We start from the raw sequence: 19223 nt of genomic DNA on the forward strand, positions 1-19223 counted from the left end.
GATCCGGGGGCGGGCCCCGGGATGATGCGGGCAGGCGCCGCGGAGGTCCAGTTCGATTCTGCCGAAATCTCGGTTTATAGCGCGGACGGTCGATTATCGCGCGCTTTTGGGCCACCAGCGCGACTGGAGGCGTCGGTCACTCGGCCGCCACCTCTTCGACCGGGAGCAGCACGTCGGGGTCGATCCCGCGCTTTTCGGCGCTGGCGCGGACGGCGGTGCGCAGCGACTTGCTGCGCGCCAGCAGCTTGCGAAAGCGTTCCTCGTCCAGCACCAGCAGCGTGGTCGGCGCGATGGCACGCACGTCGGCCCGGCGCGCCTTGCTCATCAGGATCGCCATCTGGCCGAACATCTCTCCCCGCCCCAGCCGCCAGGTCTGGTTGGCGCTTTCCAGCTCGACCGCGCCCGAGGCGATGAAGAACACGCTGCGAAAGGCCGATTCCTTGCGCTGCACCTCTTCTCCCGGGTTGACATAGCGGGTCATCAGCGACCGGCCCAGCCGTTTCCACGACCGTTCGTCCAGCTCGGCAAACAGCGGGAATTGCTGCACGAAGAACTCGCGCTGCACGGCCACGTCGAGGCGCGGGCGATCTTCGGCCTTGATGCGCCGCGCGGCGAGGCCCTGCATGAGCGCGGTATAGACCTCGGCCCCGATCAGCCCGTCCTCGCGCATGGCGACGTATTCGCGTTCCTCGAGCCGCAGCGCGGTGCGGCGGATGAAGCGGCGCTCGAGCTCTTCGGCATAGCCGGGGTATTGCAGCTGCATGCCTTCCAGCGCGGTCTCGACCGCCTCGATCCGGCGGGTGAGCAATTCGTGCAGCAAGTCCGCCACGCGGCGGCCGTGGATGCGCCGGATGCGCCCGTCGATGAAGGCGCCAAGGTCGCGCAGGATCAGCCGCTGCGACAGCAGGTGTTCGAACCGGTCGGCGGTCAGCCGGGCCAGCGGCCCCGACAGCCCGATCCGCCCATGCAGCCAGACCGCCGCGCGGAAGCCGCGGCCATACGCCAGCGTCCGGCGGGCGGCGCGCTGGTAGCCGGTGCGGCCCTGGGTCCGCGCGCCCTCGATCAGCCGGTCGGCGTCGGACAGCACGACTTCGGCCATCCGGGCCGAGATCGTCCGTTCACGCACGCGGACAAGGATCGTGTCGCGTTCATGCCCCGCCAGCGCGATCAGCCCCAGCGCGATCCGGTCGCGGTCGAGGATGTCGGCGTTTTCCTCGGCCCGTTTCACGGCGGCGTCCAACCGTTCGCCAAAGCGTTTCGCCTCGGACCGGACGGTGTCGTGGTTCAGGTCGTAATTGCCGGTGGTGCGGGCCACATCCTCGCGCACGGTCTGCAGGGCCACGGCGACCACCTGCCGCGACAGCGCCTCGTCGATGGGCGACAGCCGGTCGAGGCCCAGCCGCCCGATCACCCAGCGCAGCGTCGTCCCCTGCACCAGCAGGGTGAACAGCGTGAAGCCGGTGGCGAGGATGCCGACGACGCGCTGGATGCCGTCGGGCACGCGGAAGCTTTCGGTCACCGCCAGCGCCAGCGCCAGCGTCACCGCGCCGCGCAAGCCGCCCCACAGGATCGCGACGCGGTAAGGCCGCTCGACCGCCGGCGACAGCCGCGCGCGGGTCAGCAGCGGCAGCAGCACGAACAGCACCGCCGCGCGGGCGGCCACGGCGGCCAGAACGACCACGCCGACCAGCGCGAAATCGCTCCACCGTACCTCTTCCAGCAGGCGCGGGATCAGCAGCGCGGCGAGGATGAAGATAAGCGCCCCGGCCCAGTGCGACAGCACGCCCCAAAGCTCGCGCATGTTGGCCCAGGATTGCGGCGGCAGCCGGCCCGGCGCGGTGAGGTTCAGCGTCATGCCCGCGACCACCACGGCGATCACGCCCGAAGCGCCAATGCTCTGTTCGGCCACGATATAGGCAAGATAGGGCAGCGCGACCGAGATCGAGATCAGCGCCAGTTCGTGCCGGGCGAACAACCCCATGATCCAGACCGCCGCCCGCGCCGCCAGCCAGCCGGTCAGCGCCCCGCCCGCGATCAGCACCGGGAAGCGGCCCATCGCCTCGCCCAGCTCGGGGTCGGGAATGCCCAGCATGACGAAGCCCATGAAGAGCCCGAAGAGAGAGATCGCGGCGGCGTCGTTCAAGAGGCTCTCGCCCTCGATGATCCGCGCAAGGCGGCGCGGGGCCGAGATCGAGCGGAAGATCGACACCACCGCCGAGGGGTCCGTGGTCGACACGATCGACCCGATCAGCAGGCAGGCGGCCAGCGGCAGCGCGCTGGCCCAGTAGAGCGCATAGCCGACCGAGACGGTCGCCACGACCACCGCGACCACGGCCAGCACGAGGATCGGCACCCAGTCGTCAAGCATCCGCCGCAGGTTCATCTCGAGCGTGGCCTGGAACAGCAGCGTCGGCAGGAAGACGTAGAGGAAGACGTTGGACCGGATCGGCAGGCCCAGGATCGCCTCGGCCACCGGGTTCAGCGCATCGGTCAGCTCGGTGCGCAGAAAGAATGTCGCCGCCACCGCGATCAACGTGCCCAGCACGGCAAGGATCACGCTGTAGGGCATGCGCACGCGCGCGGCAAAGGGCTCGGCCACGCCGATGACAAGGAAGAGCGATGCGATGACCGTGGTGACGAGGATGATGTCCATGACAGGGATTTAGCAGAACCGACGGCGCTTGCGAGTGCCATGTCTGGCGCTTTGGCGCCAGCCCGCCGATCGCGGCCCTTGACCCCGGCCCCCGGGGCGCGCCAGCTTGGGGCGTTGGCGAAAGGGGGCCGGGATGGACAAGGCGCAGGATGGTGACGTCCTTCTGATCAAGGTGAGCGAGGGCGTCGCGACGCTGACGCTGAACCGGCCCGAGGCGCTGAACGCGCTGTCGCGGCGGCTGCGACGGGCGCTTGTCGCCGCGCTGACCGCGCTCGATGCGCGGGACGACGTGAAGGTGATGGTGCTGACCGGGACCGGCCGCGCCTTCTGCCCCGGCATCGACCTGCGCGAGGGGCCGGCGACCGCGGAGGACCCGGCGCCCGAGGGTCCGGGGATCGGCGAGGTGATGGCCGGGCTCGAGACCCCCATCATCGGCGCGATCAACGGCCTCGCGGTCACCGGCGGCTTCGAGATCGCGCTGGCCTGCGACATGCTGATCGCCGGGCAATCGGCCTGGTTCCAGGATGGCCATGTCAAGATCGGCTACCTGCCGGCCATGGGCCTGTCGGTGCGGCTGGCGCGCCTTGTCGGCCCGGCCCGCGCCAAGGAGATCAGCCTGACCGCGCGCCGCATCCCCTCGGACGAGGCGGCGCGGCTGGGCCTCGTCACCCGCGTCGTCGCCGACGAGGATCTGGGCGCGGCCGCGCAGGCGCTGGCCCGCGACGTCGCGCAATGGGCGCCGGACGTGCTGCGCGCGATGAAGGGCCTGATCGACGCCGGCCTCGGCCATCCCCTGCCCGAGGCGCTGGGGCAGGAACGCCAGCGCGCCGCCGCCTGGAACGCCCGCCCGCGCTGAGGGCCGCGACGTTGCGGGTCCGAGCGCGCTTGCCGCCCCGGCCCGCCCGCCTTATGTCTGCGCCCGAACCGCAAAGGAACGGGCATGGCCGAGGCTGGCGACAAGACGACGGGACCGGGCCGGCTGACGCTCGCACGCTACTGGCTGTCGAATGCCATCTTTCGGGCGCTGATCTGGCTGGCGCTGCAGGTGCCCTACCGCTGGCGCGTGCCGATGATGGGCTGGATCGTGACCACGCTGGTGGCGCCCTTCACCGGCTTTCGCCGCCGCATCCGCGCCAACCTCGCCTACGTGATGCCCGATCTGCCCGAGGCCGAGGTGCAGCGCCTTTGCCGCGCCGTACCCGACAACGCGGGCCGCACGCTGATCGAGATCTACTCGGGCGCCGAATTCGTCGCCCGGGCGCGGCAGGCCACGTTCACTGGACCCGGCCTTGCCGCCATCGACGCGGCGCGGGACGAAGGCCGGCCCGTGATCCTGGTTACCGGCCATTTCGGCAATTACGACGCCGCCCGCGCCGCGCTGATCGCGCGGGGGCACAACATGGGCGCGCTTTACCGCCCGATGGCCAACCCCTGGTTCAACGCCCATTACGTGCGCGCGATCACCGCCATCGGCGCGCCGATGTTCGAACAGGGCCGCAAGGGGATGAGCCAGATGGTCCGCCACGTGAAGGGCGGCGGCGTGCTGGGCATCCTCACCGACCTGCATGCGCGCGGGACGACCACGCGCTTTTTCGGCAAGCCCGCTCTGACCTCTCCGGTCACGGCCGAGCTGGCGCTGAAATTCGGGGCCCAGCTGATCCCGGTCTACGCGCGGCGCAAGGACAACGGGCTGGATTTCGAGATCGTGGTGCAGGCGCCGATCCCCCATTCCGACCCCGAGACCATGACCCAGGCGGTCAACGACGGGCTCGAGGCGCTGGTGCGCGAGAACATGCACCAGTGGTTCTGGATTCACCGCCGCTGGAAGGTGGGCAAGGACGCCCCGAAGACGTGAGGTGCCGCGTTCGCGACGCGCTGCTTTCCTGGCCGGACGACCCAAAGGACCGCCTCAATTTTCAGCGCAGGGTTTCAGGCCGTCGGTCCGGACAGGCTGCCGTCAGGCGCGTTCGGGCCAAAGGGGCAGCTTGGCGCAGCCTCCGCGCCACGACTTTTCAGCGCAACCGCCCGGTCAGGACTTTCTCAGCGCAGCCGTCCCGCTGCGACGATCTCGCCCGGCCCCGGCTTTTGCACGATCACCACGATGGGCAGGTCCCCGGTCACCTGCGCCTCGATCGCGTCGCGCCCTTCGCCGTCCCAGTCACCCAGCGCCTGCCAATCGGTGACGATGTTGGTGTAGGTCAGCGTCTTGCCGGCGTTCTCGCCACGCTTGATCTTGACCTCTTTGGACGGCAGGTAGCGCACCAGTTGCACCATCGTCGGCCCCAGCGGCGCGACCGTTTCGAGCGTGATGGTCAGCGCATCGCCGTCCCGCGTCAGCTCGAGCGAGACGGGCACCGGGCGTTCCTCGTGCATGTCGATCAGGTCGGCCAGGTCCATCGGATGCGTGCCGACCACGTGATCGGTGCCCGAAACGATCATCTGCGGCGTGTAGATCATGCGCCGCCCGGCCACATGGGCGTATTTCTTCTGCCGCTTGGTAAAGCGCGGATCGCCGAAGATGTCGGTCCAGCCGATGTAATCCCAGTAGTCGACATGCAGCGCCAGCGGGATCACCCCGTCCTTTTCCGACAGCCGCGCCAGCAGCTCGTCGGCCGGCGGGCAAGAGGAACAGCCCTGCGAGGTGTAAAGCTCCACCACGACCCCGCGTTCGGTGGCGCCTGCCCCCCCGACTATTGCCCCGGCCAGTGCAAGGGCCAGCCCGGCGACGGCTCCGATCCTGGATCGCATGTGCATTCCCGTGTCCTTGTGTCACATCCCGTCTTAGGCGGGTGTTCATCGTAACACCAATCAAGGTTTTGCGAGAGATCGCGAGCGATGCGCTGCCGCAACTCGGGGCGGCACGCGAGGCGGTGGCCGCTTTTGTGTGCAATAGTATACATAAACCCGGCATCCCTCTTGATCAGGGCGCGCGTATGGTTCAAAAGCAGCGAGACACCACCCCTCGCAACGTCAAGCCACCAGGGAGCACCCCACCCATGCCAATCGTCGTTGGACAGGACACCTCGAAGACACGGAAGACCCTTTCCGCCGGAGGCGCCAGCTTCGCCTATTACTCGATTCCCGCCGCAGAGGCCGCCGGCCTCGGCGATTTCTCGAAGCTGCCGGCCGCGCTGAAGGTCGTGCTCGAGAACATGCTGCGGTTCGAGGATGGCAAGACAGTCACCACCGACGACATCAAGGCCTTTGCCGAATGGGCGACCCTTGGCGGCAAGAACCCGCGCGAGATCGCCTATCGCCCGGCCCGCGTGCTGATGCAGGACTTCACCGGCGTTCCGGCCGTGGTCGACCTGGCCGCCATGCGCGACGGCATCAAGGCCCTGGGCGGCGATCCGCAGAAGATCAACCCGCTGAACCCGGTCGACCTGGTCATCGACCACAGCGTCATGATCGACGAATTCGGCAACCCGCGCGCGTTCCAGATGAACGTCGACCGCGAATACGAGCGCAACATGGAGCGCTACGAGTTCCTCAAGTGGGGCCAGACCGCGTTCAACAACTTCCGCGTCGTGCCCCCGGGCACCGGCATCTGCCACCAGGTGAACCTCGAGTACCTCGCGCAGACGGTCTGGACCGACAAGGACCAGAACGGTGAAGAGGTTGCCTACCCCGACACGCTGGTCGGCACCGACTCGCATACGACGATGGTCAACGGCGCGGCCGTCCTGGGTTGGGGCGTCGGCGGGATCGAGGCCGAGGCCGCGATGCTGGGCCAGCCGATTTCCATGCTGATCCCCGAGGTCGTCGGCTTCAAGCTGACCGGCGCGATGATGGAAGGCACCACCGGCACCGACCTGGTGCTGAAGGTCGTCGAGATGCTGCGCAAGAAGGGCGTGGTCGGCAAGTTCGTGGAATTCTACGGCGAAGGCCTCGACACCCTGCCGCTGGCCGACCGCGCGACGATTGCCAACATGGCGCCCGAATACGGCGCCACCTGCGGCTTCTTCCCGATCGACGACGAGACGCTGCGCTACCTGCGCAACACCGGCCGCGAAGAGGCCCGCGTGCAGCTGGTCGAAGCCTATGCCAAGGAAAACGGCTTCTGGCGCGACGCCGGCTACAACCCGGTCTACACCGACACGCTCGAGCTCGACATGGGCACCATCGTGCCCGCCATCTCGGGCCCCAAGCGTCCGCAGGATTACGTGGCGCTGGATGCCGCAGCCGCATCCTTTGAAAAGGTCGTGGCCGAGTATCGCGGCATCGACATGTCCGAGGCCGCCAAGGACATGGCGGACGAAGGCCCCGTCGCCACCAAGCCGGTGTCGATCGGCAAGACCGCCAAGGTGGAAGGCGAGGACTACGAGCTGAAGGACGGCTCGGTCGTGATCGCCTCGATCACCTCCTGCACCAACACCTCGAACCCCTACGTGATGATCGGCGCGGGCCTTGTCGCCCGCAAGGCGCGCGCGCTTGGCCTGAACCGCAAGCCCTGGGTCAAGACCTCGCTGGCGCCCGGTAGCCAGGTCGTCTCGGCCTATCTCGAGGCCGCCGGGCTGCAGGAAGACCTGGACGCGGTCGGCTTCAACCTCGTGGGTTACGGCTGCACCACCTGCATCGGCAACTCGGGGCCGCTGCAGCCGGAAATCTCGAAGTCGATCAACGAGAACGACCTGATCGCCACCTCGGTCCTGTCGGGCAACCGCAACTTCGAAGGGCGCATCAGCCCCGACGTACGCGCCAACTACCTTGCCTCGCCGCCGCTGGTCGTGGCCTATGCGCTGGCCGGCGATATGAACATCGACATCGCCAACGACCCGATCGCCCAGACGCCGGACGGCAAGGACGTCTTCCTGAAAGACATCTGGCCGACCACGCAGGAAGTGGCCGAGTTGGTCGAGCAGACCGTGACCCGCGAGCAGTTCCAGTCCAAGTACGCGGACGTGTTCAAGGGCGACGAGAAGTGGCAGGGCGTGGAGGTCACCGGCGGTGAGACCTACGACTGGCCGGCGGCGTCGACCTACGTGCAGAACCCGCCCTACTTCAAGAACATGTCCAAGGAACCGGGCACGATCTCGAACCTCGAGAACGCGCGCGTGCTGGCGATCCTCGGCGACATGGTCACCACCGACCACATCTCGCCCGCGGGTTCGTTCAAGGACACCACGCCCGCCGGCAAGTACCTGACCGAGCGCCAGGTGCCGGTGCGCGAGTTCAACTCGTACGGGTCGCGTCGCGGCAACCACGAAGTGATGATGCGCGGCACCTTCGCCAACATCCGCATCAAGAACGAGATGCTGGATGGCGTCGAGGGCGGCTACACCCTGTCGCCCTCGGGCGAACAGACCTCGATCTACGACGCCTCGATGGCCTACCAGGAGGCCGGCACCCCGCTGGTGATCTTCGGTGGCGAGCAGTACGGCGCGGGTTCGTCGCGCGACTGGGCGGCCAAGGGCACGGCGCTGCTGGGCGTCAAGGCCGTGATCGCCGAGAACTTCGAGCGGATCCACCGTTCGAACCTCGTCGGCATGGGCGTCATCCCGTTCGAGTTCACCGGCGGCGACACCCGCAAGTCCCTTGGCCTCAAGGGCGACGAAACGGTGTCCATCTCGGGCCTCGACACGATCAAGCCGCTGCAGGAAGTGCCCTGCACGATCACCATGGGCGACGGCTCGACCAAGGAGATCACGCTCAAGTGCCGGATCGATACCGCGATCGAGATCGAGTACATCGAACACGGCGGCGTGCTGCATTACGTGCTGCGCAACCTCGCGGCGTCGTAAGCGCGCCTTCCACGCGATCGGACCAGGGGCGCCTTCGGGCGCCCCTTCTTCGTTTGCCCGTCACGCGTGACGCTTTTGCCGCGCCTGGCGGAAATGTGCGCCATGCCGGGCACGGCGCTTGCCCGACGTGGGGCGTTAATTAAAGTTGCCGTCAGGGAGCATCGCGCGCAGCCAAGGGGACATGGCGGCGGGTGTGGGTCGATCGAACCTGAACATTGCAACCAGAATACGGGCACAGGAACATGGGCACATTTACCCGCCAGGGCGGCTTGGTCTACAACGGCACCAGCGGCACGGTCAGCTACCAGAACAGCTTTGTCGAAGAATCCACGGCCTCGGACGGCGACACGGACAATACGTGGGAAAGCGGCGACACCGACCTCTTCGAGAGCGGCGCCAGCTATTACGGCCAGATCACGCTGACCCTCACGGCCGGTGGCACGGTCGTCGCACCGGTCATCGTCACCGCGTCGCTGACGGTCATCGAACTGCCATTGGGCACCTACCCCACCGACGTTGACATCCCCGGCACGGTCGACCTTGGCGCGCTGAGCACCGAACCGATGGTGGTCTGCTTTGCCGCCGGCACCCGCATCGCCACCCCGGCGGGCGAGGTCGCGGTCGAAACGCTCGCCATCGGCGACAGCGTGCTGACCGCGGACGGGCGTAACGTGCCGGTCAAGTGGATCGGCCGCCAGGCCGTCGACCCGCGCTTTGTTCCGGCCGCGCGGCTGCAGCTGATCCGCATCGCCAACGGGGCCCTGGGCCGCGGCTTGCCGCAGGGCGACCTGGTGGTTACCGCCGATCATGGCATGGTGCTGGAAGGCGTGATCTGCCACGCCGGCGCTCTGGTGAACGGGACCACGATCACCAAGGCCCCGGTGGCCGAGACCTACACGGTCTACCACGTCGAGACCGAGGCGCACGAGATCATCCTCGCCAATGGCGCGGCCTCGGAGACCTTTATCGACAACGTCGCCCGCAGCGCCTTCGACAATTACGCCGAGTTCGTCGCGCTCTATGGCGACGACCCGGCGCCGATGGTCGAACTGCCCCTGCCCCGCGCCCATGTGGCCCGGCAGGTGCCGCCGGCGCTGCGGGCCCGTCTGGCGCCCGTCGCCGCCGCCTGATCCACACCGGCTGCCTGCGCCGAGACCGCGCGCGGGCAGCCATTGTTGCCGCAAGGCAGACTTTTCGCTATCCTCCTCGGGCGGCCCCTGACCCGCCCCTTGGCCGCCGTTTCGTTTTCGGCGGGCCGTGGCATCGTCTCTGCCGACCCGCCACGCGCGGACATGGCGGGGGAACATCATGCCGACGACCGAGACTTACACGCATTTCTATTTCAAGACGCTTTCCGGCACGACCTACGAGAGCGTTGCGCCCACGATGAATACCCTGACCGACGGCTCGGATGCGGATGGCCTGAACGGCCAGACCCTGCCCGGTCAGCCGATTCTGTGGTCGATCACGCAAAGCGGCGGCACACCGACCCGCTACTGGGGCCAGACCGACAATGGCGATCCGATCATTTACGTCGATTACGGCGGCGGCAACGCCTTCCTCTACATCCCCTCCAACACCCACGGGCTGGTCGGCACGACCTTCACCCCGGATTACACGGCCATCTACGTCTATTGTTTCGCCCAGGGCACGCGGATCGCCACGCCGCACGGCGAGCGCCCGGTCGAAAGCCTGGCCATCGGGGACCTGGTGACCGACATCGACGGGGCGTCCGTGCCGGTGCGCTGGCTGGGGCGGCAAAGCCTTGCCTTGCCGTTCTGGCGCGGCAAGGACCGGTCGCTGATCGAGATCGCGGCCGGCGCGCTTGGCCCGGACATGCCGCACAGCCCGCTGCGCGTGACCGCCGATCACGGGATCCTCATCGATGGCGTGATCTGCCATGCCGCGGCCCTGGTGAACCGCGACACGATCCGCAAGGTGCCCGCCGATCCCGGCTGCACCGTCTACCACGTGGAAACCGAGCGGCAGCAGATCATCCTCGCCAACGGCGCCCCGGCCGAGACCTTCATCGACAACGTCGCGCGACGGGGCTTTGACAATTACGCCGAGTTCGCCGCGCTTTACGGCGACGATCCGGCGCCGATGGCCGAGTTGCCGCTGCCCCGCGCCCAGGTCGCGCGGCAGGTGCCGCCCGCGCTGCGCCGCCGCCTCGCCCGGCGCGGCGCCGCCTGAGGCCCGGGCACGGCAGGCGCGTGGCTGCCCACCCGGGCATGCCGCGCCGTTGATCCCGAGGGAGGACGCAGAACTTGGCAACATTTGACTTCAACGCCCGCACCTTCTTTGACACAAGTACGGGGGCCTGGTCGGGTCGCAGCTTCGGCGCCTCCTTCCCGGTGACCGACGGCGAGTCGGACGCGGTCTTCGACCTGGGCGACACCCTGACCTTCGGCGCGAACACCGGCACCTACATCGGCACGATGACCTATCTTGGCACGGCCTACCCGGTCCTGCAATCGGCGAGCACCGTGACCATCCTGGGCCTCACGGCCACCGCCGCGCAATTGCCTGACACCGACAGTTTCACTGTCGTGGCCGAGGATTACGCCCCCTGCTTCCTGGCCGGCACGCGGATCGATACGCCGGACGGCCCCCGCAGGATCGAGACGCTGGCGCCGGGCGACAGGGTGCTTACCGCCGAGGGCCGCGCCGTGGCGCTGCGATGGGTCGGTCGCCGCGCCGTGTCGACCCGCTTCGGGCTGGCCACCCGGCTGCTGCCGGTCCAGCTGGCCGCCGGCGCGCTGGGCGAAGGCGTGCCGCGCCGGGACCTGCGGGTCACCGCAGATCACGGGATCATCATCGACGGCGTCATCTGCCACGCCGCCGCGCTGGTCAACGGCCGCACGATTACCCGGGTGCCGCCCGCGCAGTTCGGGGACAGGTACACGGTCTACCACCTTGAGACCGAGGTGCAGGAGGTGATCCTGGCCGAGGGTTGCCCGGCCGAGACCTTTGTCGACAACATGGGCCGGCAGGCCTTTGACAACCACGCAGAACACGCCGCGCGCTTCGGCCCGGATCCCGCCCCTGTGCAGGACCTGCCCCTGCCCCGGGCCCAGACCGCGCGGCAGCTGCCGGCGTCGATCCGCGCCCGCCTTGCGGCCTCTTCAGCCGCCTGAGCGGACCGAATCCAGCACGGAGCCTAGACTCTTTCCAGGCAGTCACCCCCTCGGTCGCTGCCCTTTTTTCGCGCGTTCCGCCACCTGATTTTCCCGCGTCAGATGTATCTGTTCGGAAAGGAGAAACCTTCGTTTCTGAAACGGTAGTTGTTAACCGTTTGTTAACTAAATTCCGCGCATCACGGGGCAAGAACGCTTGCGCTCCGAACGGTGTGATACCTCACCTCCGATCCCTCGCAGCGCGGCGAAACGCGGGTGCCGAGAAAGATGCGTCCGCAGCGGTGTTTACAAGGATCCGGCGGCGGGGCCGCGGGTCTTCGGGGGAAGATCATGGCAAACGTCACTTTCAACAGCCTTCTGCGTTTTTCAGGTGCAACGTTCGGCTCAAACACAATGAGTTGGTCCGGCAGTCCCACAAACATCAATGCGACCGTTACGGTAGTGGATGGAAACCCGCAGGGGGTAATGAACACTAGCGATTACATGACCGTGGTGGACGCCCCGTATCATGGCTACACAGTCGAAATTGATGGCATCGACTTTGCAATCTTTTTCAAGAGCGGCTTTGCGTACATTCCCTATTCCACCACCTATCCTTTGCAGCCCTCGGATTTCCCTGGCACATCGATTTCGGTTACTGCCGAGGCACAAGCCAGCGTCGCCAACTGCTTCATGGCCGACACGATGATCGCCACCCCCCGGGGCGAGGTCGCCGTGCAGGACCTGCAGCCGGGCGACGAGATCACCCTGACCGATGGCAGCGCCGCCCCGGTCCGCTGGGTCGCCCGGCAGGCGCTGATGCCCGTCTTCGGCCTGCCCGAGCGCAACCGCATCGTCGAGGTCGCCCCCGGCGCGCTGGGGGACGGGGTGCCGCACAGCACCCTGCGCCTGACCTCGGATCACGCGCTGCTGCTCGATGGCGTGCTCGTCCATGCCGGGGCCCTGATCAACGGCGACACGATCCGCATGCTGCCCGACCACGAATTGCCCGAGCGCTTCACCGTCTACCATGTCGAGACCGAGAGCCACGCCGTGCTGCTGTCGAACGGTGCGCCCTCCGAGACCTTCATCGACAACGTGCCGCGCAGCGCCTTCGACAACCACGACGAATACCTCGCGATGTACGGAAAAGACCAACCGCTGACCGAGGCCGACTATCCCCGCGCCATGAGCGCGCGCCAGGTGCCGATGGCCCTGCGCGCCCGGTTGAACCGGGACATCCGCGCCTCGGCCTGATCCGGCGTTTCGGTCCCTCTTTCCTCTGACGACGTCCTGCCACCAGGCATGGCAGGTTGCGTAACGTCATCCATGTCGCGCCATCCGAGCATAGGTGGGCAGGACCACGCTCCTGCATTCTCAACCCTTTGAGATTTCGAATGTATCCTGGTCAGGTCGCGACAAGCTGCCACGCTGCAATGCAGAAAAATGTGCGCATCGCACGTATTGAAATCGATTTAGGCGCCCTCTAGCCAAGGTCTGCGAAGCGCATCTCGCCACAGGCTGCGGAGCCGCCCATGTTGGACGGGCCCGCAGCGACGCAGTGCCGGCCGCGCGGGTCTTGAGTTAACGAGGACAGATCAATGGCGAAAACCGACATGCACCGCGCCCTCCATTTCCGGGGCGGCAGAAGAATGGACGGCACGTTCAGCGACCAGGGCCACGCCCAGTCCGGCGGCACCCAGACCGTCCACGCCAAGGACGACGATGTCGCCGTCAGCCCGGGCGACACCCAAGACGGCAGCACCGCCTGCCCGGGCATCACGATCGACGTGAACGGCATCGCCGATGCGCTCGTCACCGACGGGTCGGGCGGTTCCCACATCCCCCATTCAAGCAGCGACCACCCGCTTTCCGCCGCCGATGTCCCGGACGCGGCCCGGGACTCCCTCCAGTCCGTCCCCGTGCCCCATGACGAGACCGCCGAGGTCGCGACCTGCTTTGCCGCCGGCACGATGATCGCCACGCCCGCAGGCGAAGTCGCGGTCGAGGCGCTGGCGATCGGCGACCTGGTCACGCTCGAGGATGGCCGCGACGTGCCCGTCCGCTGGTTGGCCATCCAGACGCTGAAGCCGATCCTGTGCCTGCCCGAGCGCAACCGCATTGTCGAGATCGCACCTGGCGCATTGGGGGACGGGCTGCCGCACAGCACGCTGCGCCTGACCGCCGGCCACGCGCTGCTGCTGGACGGCGTCCTGGTCCATGCCGGGGCGCTGGTCGGGGCCACGGGCATCCGCGTGATGCGCGACGACGAACTGGGTCAGGGTTTCACCACCTACCATGTCGAGACCGAGACGCAGGAGATTCTGCTGGCCAATGGCGCGGCCTCGGAAAGCTTCGTCACCAATGTCTCGCGCCGCGCTTTCGAAAATTTCGCCGAGTATACCGCGCTTTACGGGCCCGAGACCGACATCGCCCCGGCGCCCTATCCCCGCGCCACGGGCATGCGGCAGGTCAGCGCCCGTCTCGGGGCGCAGACCGAAGCGGCCTGAGCAAGGCTCAGGCCGGGGGCGGGCCGTCCTGCGTCGCCGCCCAGGCCAGGCTTGGGTGCGCGCCGCTGCGGGCCGCCCAGTCCAGGGTTGCGGGGCCAAGGGGCAGCATGTCCTTGAACAGTTGGAACGGGGCCGAAACCAGCAGGTCCACGGCCGAGTAGTCCTCGCCCAGAAGCCAGGGGCCCTTGGCCAGGCGGCTTTCGATCACCTCCAGCATCTCGGGCACGCCGCGAAAAGTGGTCTGCACCGCCGGGTTGTCGGCCACGCCCGCCACCTGCGCCACCAGCACCGGCTCGACCACGTTGCCGTACCAGGCCATCAGCGACAGGTAGTCGCCCCGCCCCGGCTGGCCGACCTGGCGGCCCAGCGGGCTTTGGAAGAAGTCCGTCAGGTAGACGAGGATCGCGTTGGTCTCGCGGATCAGCTCTCCGTCGTGCACCAGCACGGGCACCTTGCCCTCGGGGTGCGGGTTGGCCGGGTCGCGCTGGCCCGAGCCGTCGCGGCGCGGGATGTCGACGATCTGCAGGCTGACGCGGTCCAGCGCGTCCATCGCGTGCAGCAGCGCCAGTACGGTGGTCGAACGGCTGCGGGGGGCGTGGTAGAAGGTCAGCATGGCAATGGCTCCTGGGCGCTTTGAAATCGCGGCCAACATGTCCGCGGGCGCCATGCCCGGCAAGCCCCGGCTGACAGGCTGCTGTCAGCAGCCGCCACCAGCGGTCAGCTGCCGGCCGCCGCCAGGGCCTCTTGCAGGGCGGGCAGGAAGCGCTGTTCGTAGTCGGAGCCCACCAGCGGGCCGGCGAACTTGAACAGCACCGTGCCGTCACCGTCGATGATGAAGGTCTCGGGCGGCGCGGTCACGCCCCATTCGATGGCAAATCGCCCGCGCGGGTCGAAGCCCAGCGCGCCGAAGGGGTTCTCGTAATCGGCAAGGTATTTCTGCGCCTGCGCCAGCTCGTCCTTGAAGTTCACGCCGTAGACGGGCAGGCCCTGCGCGTCGAGATCCAGCAGCGTCGGATGCTCGGCCCGGCAGGGCGGGCACCACGAGGCCCAGAAGTTCACGATTGACACCTCTCCGCCCGCTAGCGTCTCGGCGGTCAGCAGGGTTTCGCCCGGCAGGGTCTCGTCCGGCAGCACCGGCGCCACCTGGCCGATGAAGGTCGAGGGCAGCCCCTGCGGATCCTCGCGGTACATGCCGAAAAAGAATAGCCCGGCCAGCCCGGCAAACAGCGCGGGCGGCAGGATCATCAGCGGGTTAAGTCTTGCCATTGCGGCGTGCCTCGATGTCTTCCAGTTCGGCCTTGACCTTGGCGGCGCGGCGGATCGACCACCAGACCAGCGCGATCAAAAGTACGAGAGAGGCGGCATAGGCCGACAGGACCGTATCCGCGTATTTTCCAAGGTCGGGCATCATGCGGCGCGCTCCCGTGCGAGGATGGCCTTGATCCGGCGCGCGCGGATTTCCGTGCGGGTGCGCAGCAGCACCAGCGCCAGGAACAGCAGGACGAACCCGGCCATGCAGACCAGCAGCGGGTACCAGAAGACATCGGCTACGTTTTCCTCGGCATCCATGGACAGGGACGCGCCCTGGTGCAGGCCCTGGTTCCAGAAGAGGACCGCGTAGCGGCTGAGCACGGCAAAGACCGAGCCGACGAGGCAGAGGATCGAGGTGAGGTCAGCCGCCGTGTCCGGGTTCTCGATCGCGTCCCACAGGGCCATGTAACCCAGGTAGAACAGGAACAGAATCAGGAAGGACGTGAGCCGCGGGTCCCAGGCCCACCAGGTGCCCCACATCGGCTGGCCCCAGATCGCCCCGGTCACCAGCGCGATGACGGTCATGACCATGCCCACCGGTGCGGCGGCCTTGGCGGCCAGCGCGCTGACATGGTGCCGCCGCACGATCCAGATCAGCGAGGCGACCAGCATCATCAGCCAGGAGTTGATCGCCATCAGCGCCGCGGGCACGTGCAGGTAGATGATCTTGACCGTGGCCCCCTGGCGGTAATCCTCGGGCGTGAAGAAGAAGCCCCAGACCAGCCCGATCACGAGGCACGCGAGGGCCAGCCCGGAAACCCAGGGCAGCACCTTGCCCGACAGGGCCAGGAACTTCTTCGGATTGGCATATTCCCAAAGCGACATGAGTTCTCCCCTACCCTTTCGCCGGCCTCTCATCAATTCAACTTAGCGCAGGTTCATCCGTAGTACCGCAGCCGAGGCAAAGGGCAAAAGCGCGATAGTGCCGCAGGTGATCCCGGCGAGCATCAGAAGCGGCGTCATCGGGTCGAGCCCGGCGGCCCCGCGCCGCGCCACCTCGGCGCCGAAGATCAGCGTGGGCACGTAAAGCGGCAGGACCAGCAGCGACAGCAGCAGCCCGCCGCGCTTGAGGCCGACCGTGAGCGCGGCGCCGAAGGTGCCCAGCACCGACAGCGCCGGCGTGCCCAGCGCCAATGACAGCGTCAGCCAGGGATAGCCCGGGCCCGGCAGGTTCAGGAGCACGCCCAGCACCGGCGCGGCCAGCACCAGCGGCAGCCCGGTGGTGACCCAATGCGCCAGCGCCTTGATGGTCACCACCCCTTCAAGCGGCAGCGGCGAGGTCGCCATGAGGTCGAGCGATCCGTCCTCCCAGTCCAGCGCGAGGATGCGGTCGAGCGACAAGAGACAGGCGAGCAAGGCCCCGAGCCAAAGCACGCCTGGCGCGATGGCCGTCAGCAGCGGCGTTTCCGGGCCGACGCCAAAGGGCACCAGCACCACGACGATCAGGAAGAACGCAAGGCCCAGGCCGAAACCGCCCCCGGCCCGCACGGCCAGCGCAAGGTCACGGCGCAGCAGGGCGATCACAGGAAGGCCTCTTCGAACCCGCCGGGAATGTCGCGATGCACCGCCTTGTGCGACGTCACGTCCAGCACCCGCGCCTCAAGGCCGAGGTCGATATGGGTCGCGATCAGCGCCGCGCCTCCGCCCGCGAGATGGGCCCGCACCGCGGCGGCGAAAAGCTGGACCGAGGCGGTATCGAGCGACACGGTCGGTTCGTCCAGCACCCAGAGCGGCCGGCCGGTGACCAGCAGCCGCGCAAGCCCCAGCCGCCGCTTCTGCCCGGCGCTGAGCGTGCCGGCCTGGCGGTCGGCAAGGCTGCGGAGGTTGAACCGGTCCAGCGCCGCCTCGATGCTGGACTGGCCAAAGACGCTGGCCCAGAACGACAGGTTCTCGGTGACCGTCAGCATGGATTTCAGCCCGTCGGCATGAGCGGCATAGGCGACAGACTCCTCGGCCACCTCGAGCGTGCCCGACAGCGCCGGCTGCAACCCCGCAACCGTGCGCAAGAGCGTCGTCTTGCCGGCCCCGTTCGGCCCGCGCAGGATCAGCGCCTCTCCGGCCCCGAGCGCAAAGCTGAGCCCTTCGAGGACGGGCACGCCGCCGCGCGCGATGGCAAGATCGGATGCTTTGACCAACATGGTCATCCTCGTAGCCCATCCCCCTGCCCCCGAAAAGAGACAAACCCGCGCGGCCCGGCCCCGGGTCAAGGCCGCGCGCCGCGCGCCGGCGCAGCCGGGCGAAGCGCCTTGACGCGGGGACGGGCCGCATCACGCCGGACGAGGCGCGTCTCTGGCAGACCTGCCCCTGAACCGCGTCTCAGCAAAACGCGAAACCCCCGCCACCGGAACCGGCCGCGGGGATCTGCGTCGCCTCTCGGCTCGTTGATTAGAAGCCTGCGGTAGCAGACAATTGGATCGACCCGGCGCCGATGCGGCGCCGGGCCATCAGGTCATTGCGCGTCGCAATAGGCCTGTTCCAGCTGGTTCGTCGCCGAGCCCGCGCAGTTGATCTGCGGCCCCATGACGTTGTCGGGGATCGTCGTCGACAGGCCGGGGATGTAGGTCACCATGATGAGGAAGACGAAGAGCACGGCCAGGAAGGGCAGCGCCGCCTTGACCACCCGCATCATCGGCATCCCCGCCACGCCCGAGGTGACGAACAGGTTCAGGCCGACCGGCGGGGTGATCATGCCGATTTCCATGTTCACGACCATGATGATGCCCAGGTGGATCGGGTCGATCCCCAGCTGCAGCGCGATCGGGAAGACCAGCGGCGCGACGATGACGATCAGGCCCGATGGCTCCATGAACTGGCCGCCGATCAGCAGGATCACGTTGACGATCACCAGGAACATGATCGGCCCGAAGCCCGCCGACAGCATGGCGCTGGCGATCTGCTGCGGGATCTGCTCGTCCGTCAGGACATGCTTGAGGATCAGCGCGTTGGCGATGATGAACATCAGCGTGACCGTCAGCTTGCCCGCCTCGAACAGCGTGTCGCGGGTGTCCTTGTGAAAGAACGCCGTGACCAGCGCGATGGGCTTGTCGAGCAGGGTCAGGTTCCGCTCGCCCTCGGGGCGCGCCAGAGGCCCCATGTCGCGGTAGACGAAGACCGCGACGATGAAGGCATAGACCGAGGCCACGGCCGCCGCTTCGGTGGGCGTGAAGGCCGCCGGGAAGACGCCGGGCACGCCGTAGATTCCGACCATGATGATGACGATCAGCATCAGGCCCCAGAAGGCGTCGGAAAAGCTGGCCATGACCTCGCCCCAGCCCTTCCATTCGCCCTTGGGCATGCCCTTGAGCCGCGCCATGATGTAGATCGTGATCATCAGCATGAGGCCGGCCATGAGGCCCGGAATGATGCCCGCCAGGAACATCCGGCCCACGCTGACATCGGTGGCCGAGGCATAGACCACCATCACGATCGACGGCGGGATCAGGATGCCCAGGGTGCCCGCGTTGGCGATGACGCCCGCCGCGAATTCCTTGGTATAGCCCGCCTGCCGCATCGCCGCGATGACGATGGAGCCGATGGCGACCACGGTGGCCGGAGAAGACCCCGACAGCGCGGCGAAGAGCATGCAGGCGAAGACGCCCGAGATGGCGAGGCCGCCGCGCAGGTGGCCGACGCAGGCGATGGAAAAGCGGATGATCCGTTTCGCCACCCCGCCCGTCGACATGAAGGACGACGCGAGGATGAAGAAGGGGATCGCCAGCAGGGTGTAATGCCCCGCCATCGCCTGGAAGAAGGTCTGCGCGATGGAGGCAAGCGAGGTGTCACCCAGCGCCAGCAGGAACAGGATCGAGCTGAGGCCAAGGCTGACCGCGATCGGCACGCCCAGCAGCATCAACCCGATCACCATGAGGAAAAGGACTGCAACGGCCATGAC

At 67.7% G+C, this 19223-nt stretch carries 17 protein-coding genes; 8 read left to right on the forward strand and 9 right to left on the reverse strand.

Annotated features, from left to right (window positions below; translation table 11 throughout):
• Window positions 1–136: 136 nt before the first annotated feature.
• Complete coding sequence (locus MF270_RS04685; RefSeq protein WP_238364690.1) at window positions 137–2653, reverse strand: cation:proton antiporter domain-containing protein; 2517 nt, start codon at window positions 2651–2653, stop codon at window positions 137–139.
• Between the two features lie 133 nt (window positions 2654–2786).
• Here MF270_RS04685 and MF270_RS04690 point away from each other — a divergent pair, with 133 nt between their 5' ends.
• On the forward strand, window positions 2787–3509 hold the full coding sequence (locus MF270_RS04690) for an enoyl-CoA hydratase-related protein (RefSeq protein ID WP_238364691.1): 723 nt from the start codon (window positions 2787–2789) through the stop codon (window positions 3507–3509).
• 84 nt (window positions 3510–3593) lie between these two features.
• Window positions 3594–4508 (forward strand): lysophospholipid acyltransferase family protein, encoded by a 915-nt coding sequence (locus MF270_RS04695; RefSeq protein ID WP_238364692.1) that lies wholly within the window; start codon window positions 3594–3596, stop codon window positions 4506–4508.
• A 185-nt stretch (window positions 4509–4693) separates the two neighbouring features.
• Here MF270_RS04695 and MF270_RS04700 read toward each other — a convergent pair whose 3' ends face one another.
• Window positions 4694–5407 (reverse strand): DUF1223 domain-containing protein, encoded by a 714-nt coding sequence (locus MF270_RS04700; protein ID WP_238364693.1) that lies wholly within the window; start codon window positions 5405–5407, stop codon window positions 4694–4696.
• Window positions 5408–5649: 242 nt separating this feature from the next.
• Between MF270_RS04700 and acnA the strand changes: the two genes are divergently transcribed.
• The 6 genes from acnA (at window position 5650) to MF270_RS04730 (ending at window position 14020) form a co-directional block, all read left to right on the forward strand.
• Window positions 5650–8394 carry an aconitate hydratase AcnA gene (acnA, locus tag MF270_RS04705; protein WP_238364694.1) on the forward strand — a complete coding sequence of 915 codons (2745 nt, stop codon included), beginning with the start codon at window positions 5650–5652 and terminating at the stop codon, window positions 8392–8394.
• A 242-nt stretch (window positions 8395–8636) separates the two neighbouring features.
• Window positions 8637–9524 (forward strand): Hint domain-containing protein, encoded by an 888-nt coding sequence (locus tag MF270_RS04710; RefSeq protein WP_238364695.1) that lies wholly within the window; start codon window positions 8637–8639, stop codon window positions 9522–9524.
• A gap of 178 nt (window positions 9525–9702) precedes the next feature.
• Window positions 9703–10587: a Hint domain-containing protein gene (locus MF270_RS04715; RefSeq protein ID WP_238364696.1), complete on the forward strand. Its 885-nt coding sequence runs from the start codon at window positions 9703–9705 to the stop codon at window positions 10585–10587.
• A gap of 74 nt (window positions 10588–10661) precedes the next feature.
• Window positions 10662–11531: a Hint domain-containing protein gene (locus MF270_RS04720; protein WP_238364697.1), complete on the forward strand. Its 870-nt coding sequence runs from the start codon at window positions 10662–10664 to the stop codon at window positions 11529–11531.
• A 465-nt stretch (window positions 11532–11996) separates the two neighbouring features.
• The gene (locus tag MF270_RS04725; RefSeq protein ID WP_238364698.1) at window positions 11997–12767 is read left to right on the forward strand and encodes a Hint domain-containing protein; all 771 of its coding nucleotides are present in this window, start codon (window positions 11997–11999) and stop codon (window positions 12765–12767) included.
• Between the two features lie 395 nt (window positions 12768–13162).
• The gene (locus MF270_RS04730; protein ID WP_238364699.1) at window positions 13163–14020 is read left to right on the forward strand and encodes a Hint domain-containing protein; all 858 of its coding nucleotides are present in this window, start codon (window positions 13163–13165) and stop codon (window positions 14018–14020) included.
• A 7-nt stretch (window positions 14021–14027) separates the two neighbouring features.
• Here the strand turns inward: MF270_RS04730 and MF270_RS04735 are convergent, their stop codons facing one another.
• The 7 genes from MF270_RS04735 to MF270_RS04765 form a co-directional block, all read right to left on the reverse strand.
• Entirely contained in the window at window positions 14028–14633 is a 606-nt protein-coding gene (locus MF270_RS04735; RefSeq protein ID WP_238364700.1) for a glutathione S-transferase family protein, read from the reverse strand.
• Between the two features lie 104 nt (window positions 14634–14737).
• Window positions 14738–15286, reverse strand: coding sequence for a DsbE family thiol:disulfide interchange protein (locus MF270_RS04740; RefSeq protein WP_238364701.1), 549 nt, complete (start codon window positions 15284–15286; stop codon window positions 14738–14740).
• Complete coding sequence (gene ccmD, locus MF270_RS04745) at window positions 15273–15431, reverse strand: heme exporter protein CcmD (protein ID WP_238364702.1); 159 nt, start codon at window positions 15429–15431, stop codon at window positions 15273–15275. The genes MF270_RS04740 and ccmD overlap by 14 nt, the downstream gene beginning before the upstream one ends.
• Window positions 15428–16156 carry a heme ABC transporter permease gene (locus tag MF270_RS04750; protein ID WP_238364703.1) on the reverse strand — a complete coding sequence of 243 codons (729 nt, stop codon included), beginning with the start codon at window positions 16154–16156 and terminating at the stop codon, window positions 15428–15430. Before MF270_RS04750 ends, ccmD begins: the two co-directional genes overlap by 4 nt.
• A 42-nt stretch (window positions 16157–16198) precedes the next feature.
• The gene (ccmB, locus tag MF270_RS04755) at window positions 16199–16855 is read right to left on the reverse strand and encodes a heme exporter protein CcmB (protein WP_238364704.1); all 657 of its coding nucleotides are present in this window, start codon (window positions 16853–16855) and stop codon (window positions 16199–16201) included.
• A complete protein-coding gene (ccmA, locus tag MF270_RS04760) occupies window positions 16852–17469 on the reverse strand; it encodes a heme ABC exporter ATP-binding protein CcmA (protein ID WP_238364705.1) in 618 nt (205 codons plus the stop codon). Before ccmA ends, ccmB begins: the two co-directional genes overlap by 4 nt.
• Window positions 17470–17780: 311 nt before the next feature.
• Entirely contained in the window at window positions 17781–19220 is a 1440-nt protein-coding gene (locus tag MF270_RS04765; RefSeq protein ID WP_238364706.1) for a TRAP transporter large permease, read from the reverse strand.
• Window positions 19221–19223 lie beyond the last annotated feature (3 nt).

It is taken from the genome of Mesobacterium pallidum (genome assembly GCF_019966535.1).
GTDB classification, from domain to species: Bacteria; Pseudomonadota; Alphaproteobacteria; order Rhodobacterales; family Rhodobacteraceae; genus Mesobacterium; species Mesobacterium pallidum.

What these genes read in the sequence shown, in the direction of transcription:
- MF270_RS04685 (WP_238364690.1), bottom strand. Translation starts at nt 2,653, where the DNA reads ATGGACATCATCCTCGTCACCACGGTCATCGCATCGCTCTTCCTTGTC.
- MF270_RS04690 (WP_238364691.1), top strand. Translation starts at nt 2,787, where the DNA reads ATGGACAAGGCGCAGGATGGTGACGTCCTTCTGATCAAGGTGAGCGAG.
- MF270_RS04695 (WP_238364692.1), top strand. Translation starts at nt 3,594, where the DNA reads ATGGCCGAGGCTGGCGACAAGACGACGGGACCGGGCCGGCTGACGCTC.
- MF270_RS04700 (WP_238364693.1), bottom strand. Translation starts at nt 5,407, where the DNA reads ATGCACATGCGATCCAGGATCGGAGCCGTCGCCGGGCTGGCCCTTGCA.
- acnA (WP_238364694.1), top strand. Translation starts at nt 5,650, where the DNA reads ATGCCAATCGTCGTTGGACAGGACACCTCGAAGACACGGAAGACCCTT.
- MF270_RS04710 (WP_238364695.1), top strand. Translation starts at nt 8,637, where the DNA reads ATGGGCACATTTACCCGCCAGGGCGGCTTGGTCTACAACGGCACCAGC.
- MF270_RS04715 (WP_238364696.1), top strand. Translation starts at nt 9,703, where the DNA reads ATGCCGACGACCGAGACTTACACGCATTTCTATTTCAAGACGCTTTCC.
- MF270_RS04725 (WP_238364698.1), top strand. Translation starts at nt 11,997, where the DNA reads ATGAACACTAGCGATTACATGACCGTGGTGGACGCCCCGTATCATGGC.
- MF270_RS04730 (WP_238364699.1), top strand. Translation starts at nt 13,163, where the DNA reads ATGGACGGCACGTTCAGCGACCAGGGCCACGCCCAGTCCGGCGGCACC.
- MF270_RS04735 (WP_238364700.1), bottom strand. Translation starts at nt 14,633, where the DNA reads ATGCTGACCTTCTACCACGCCCCCCGCAGCCGTTCGACCACCGTACTG.
- MF270_RS04740 (WP_238364701.1), bottom strand. Translation starts at nt 15,286, where the DNA reads ATGGCAAGACTTAACCCGCTGATGATCCTGCCGCCCGCGCTGTTTGCC.
- ccmD (WP_238364702.1), bottom strand. Translation starts at nt 15,431, where the DNA reads ATGATGCCCGACCTTGGAAAATACGCGGATACGGTCCTGTCGGCCTAT.
- MF270_RS04750 (WP_238364703.1), bottom strand. Translation starts at nt 16,156, where the DNA reads ATGTCGCTTTGGGAATATGCCAATCCGAAGAAGTTCCTGGCCCTGTCG.
- ccmA (WP_238364705.1), bottom strand. Translation starts at nt 17,469, where the DNA reads ATGTTGGTCAAAGCATCCGATCTTGCCATCGCGCGCGGCGGCGTGCCC.
- MF270_RS04765 (WP_238364706.1), bottom strand. Translation starts at nt 19,220, where the DNA reads ATGGCCGTTGCAGTCCTTTTCCTCATGGTGATCGGGTTGATGCTGCTG.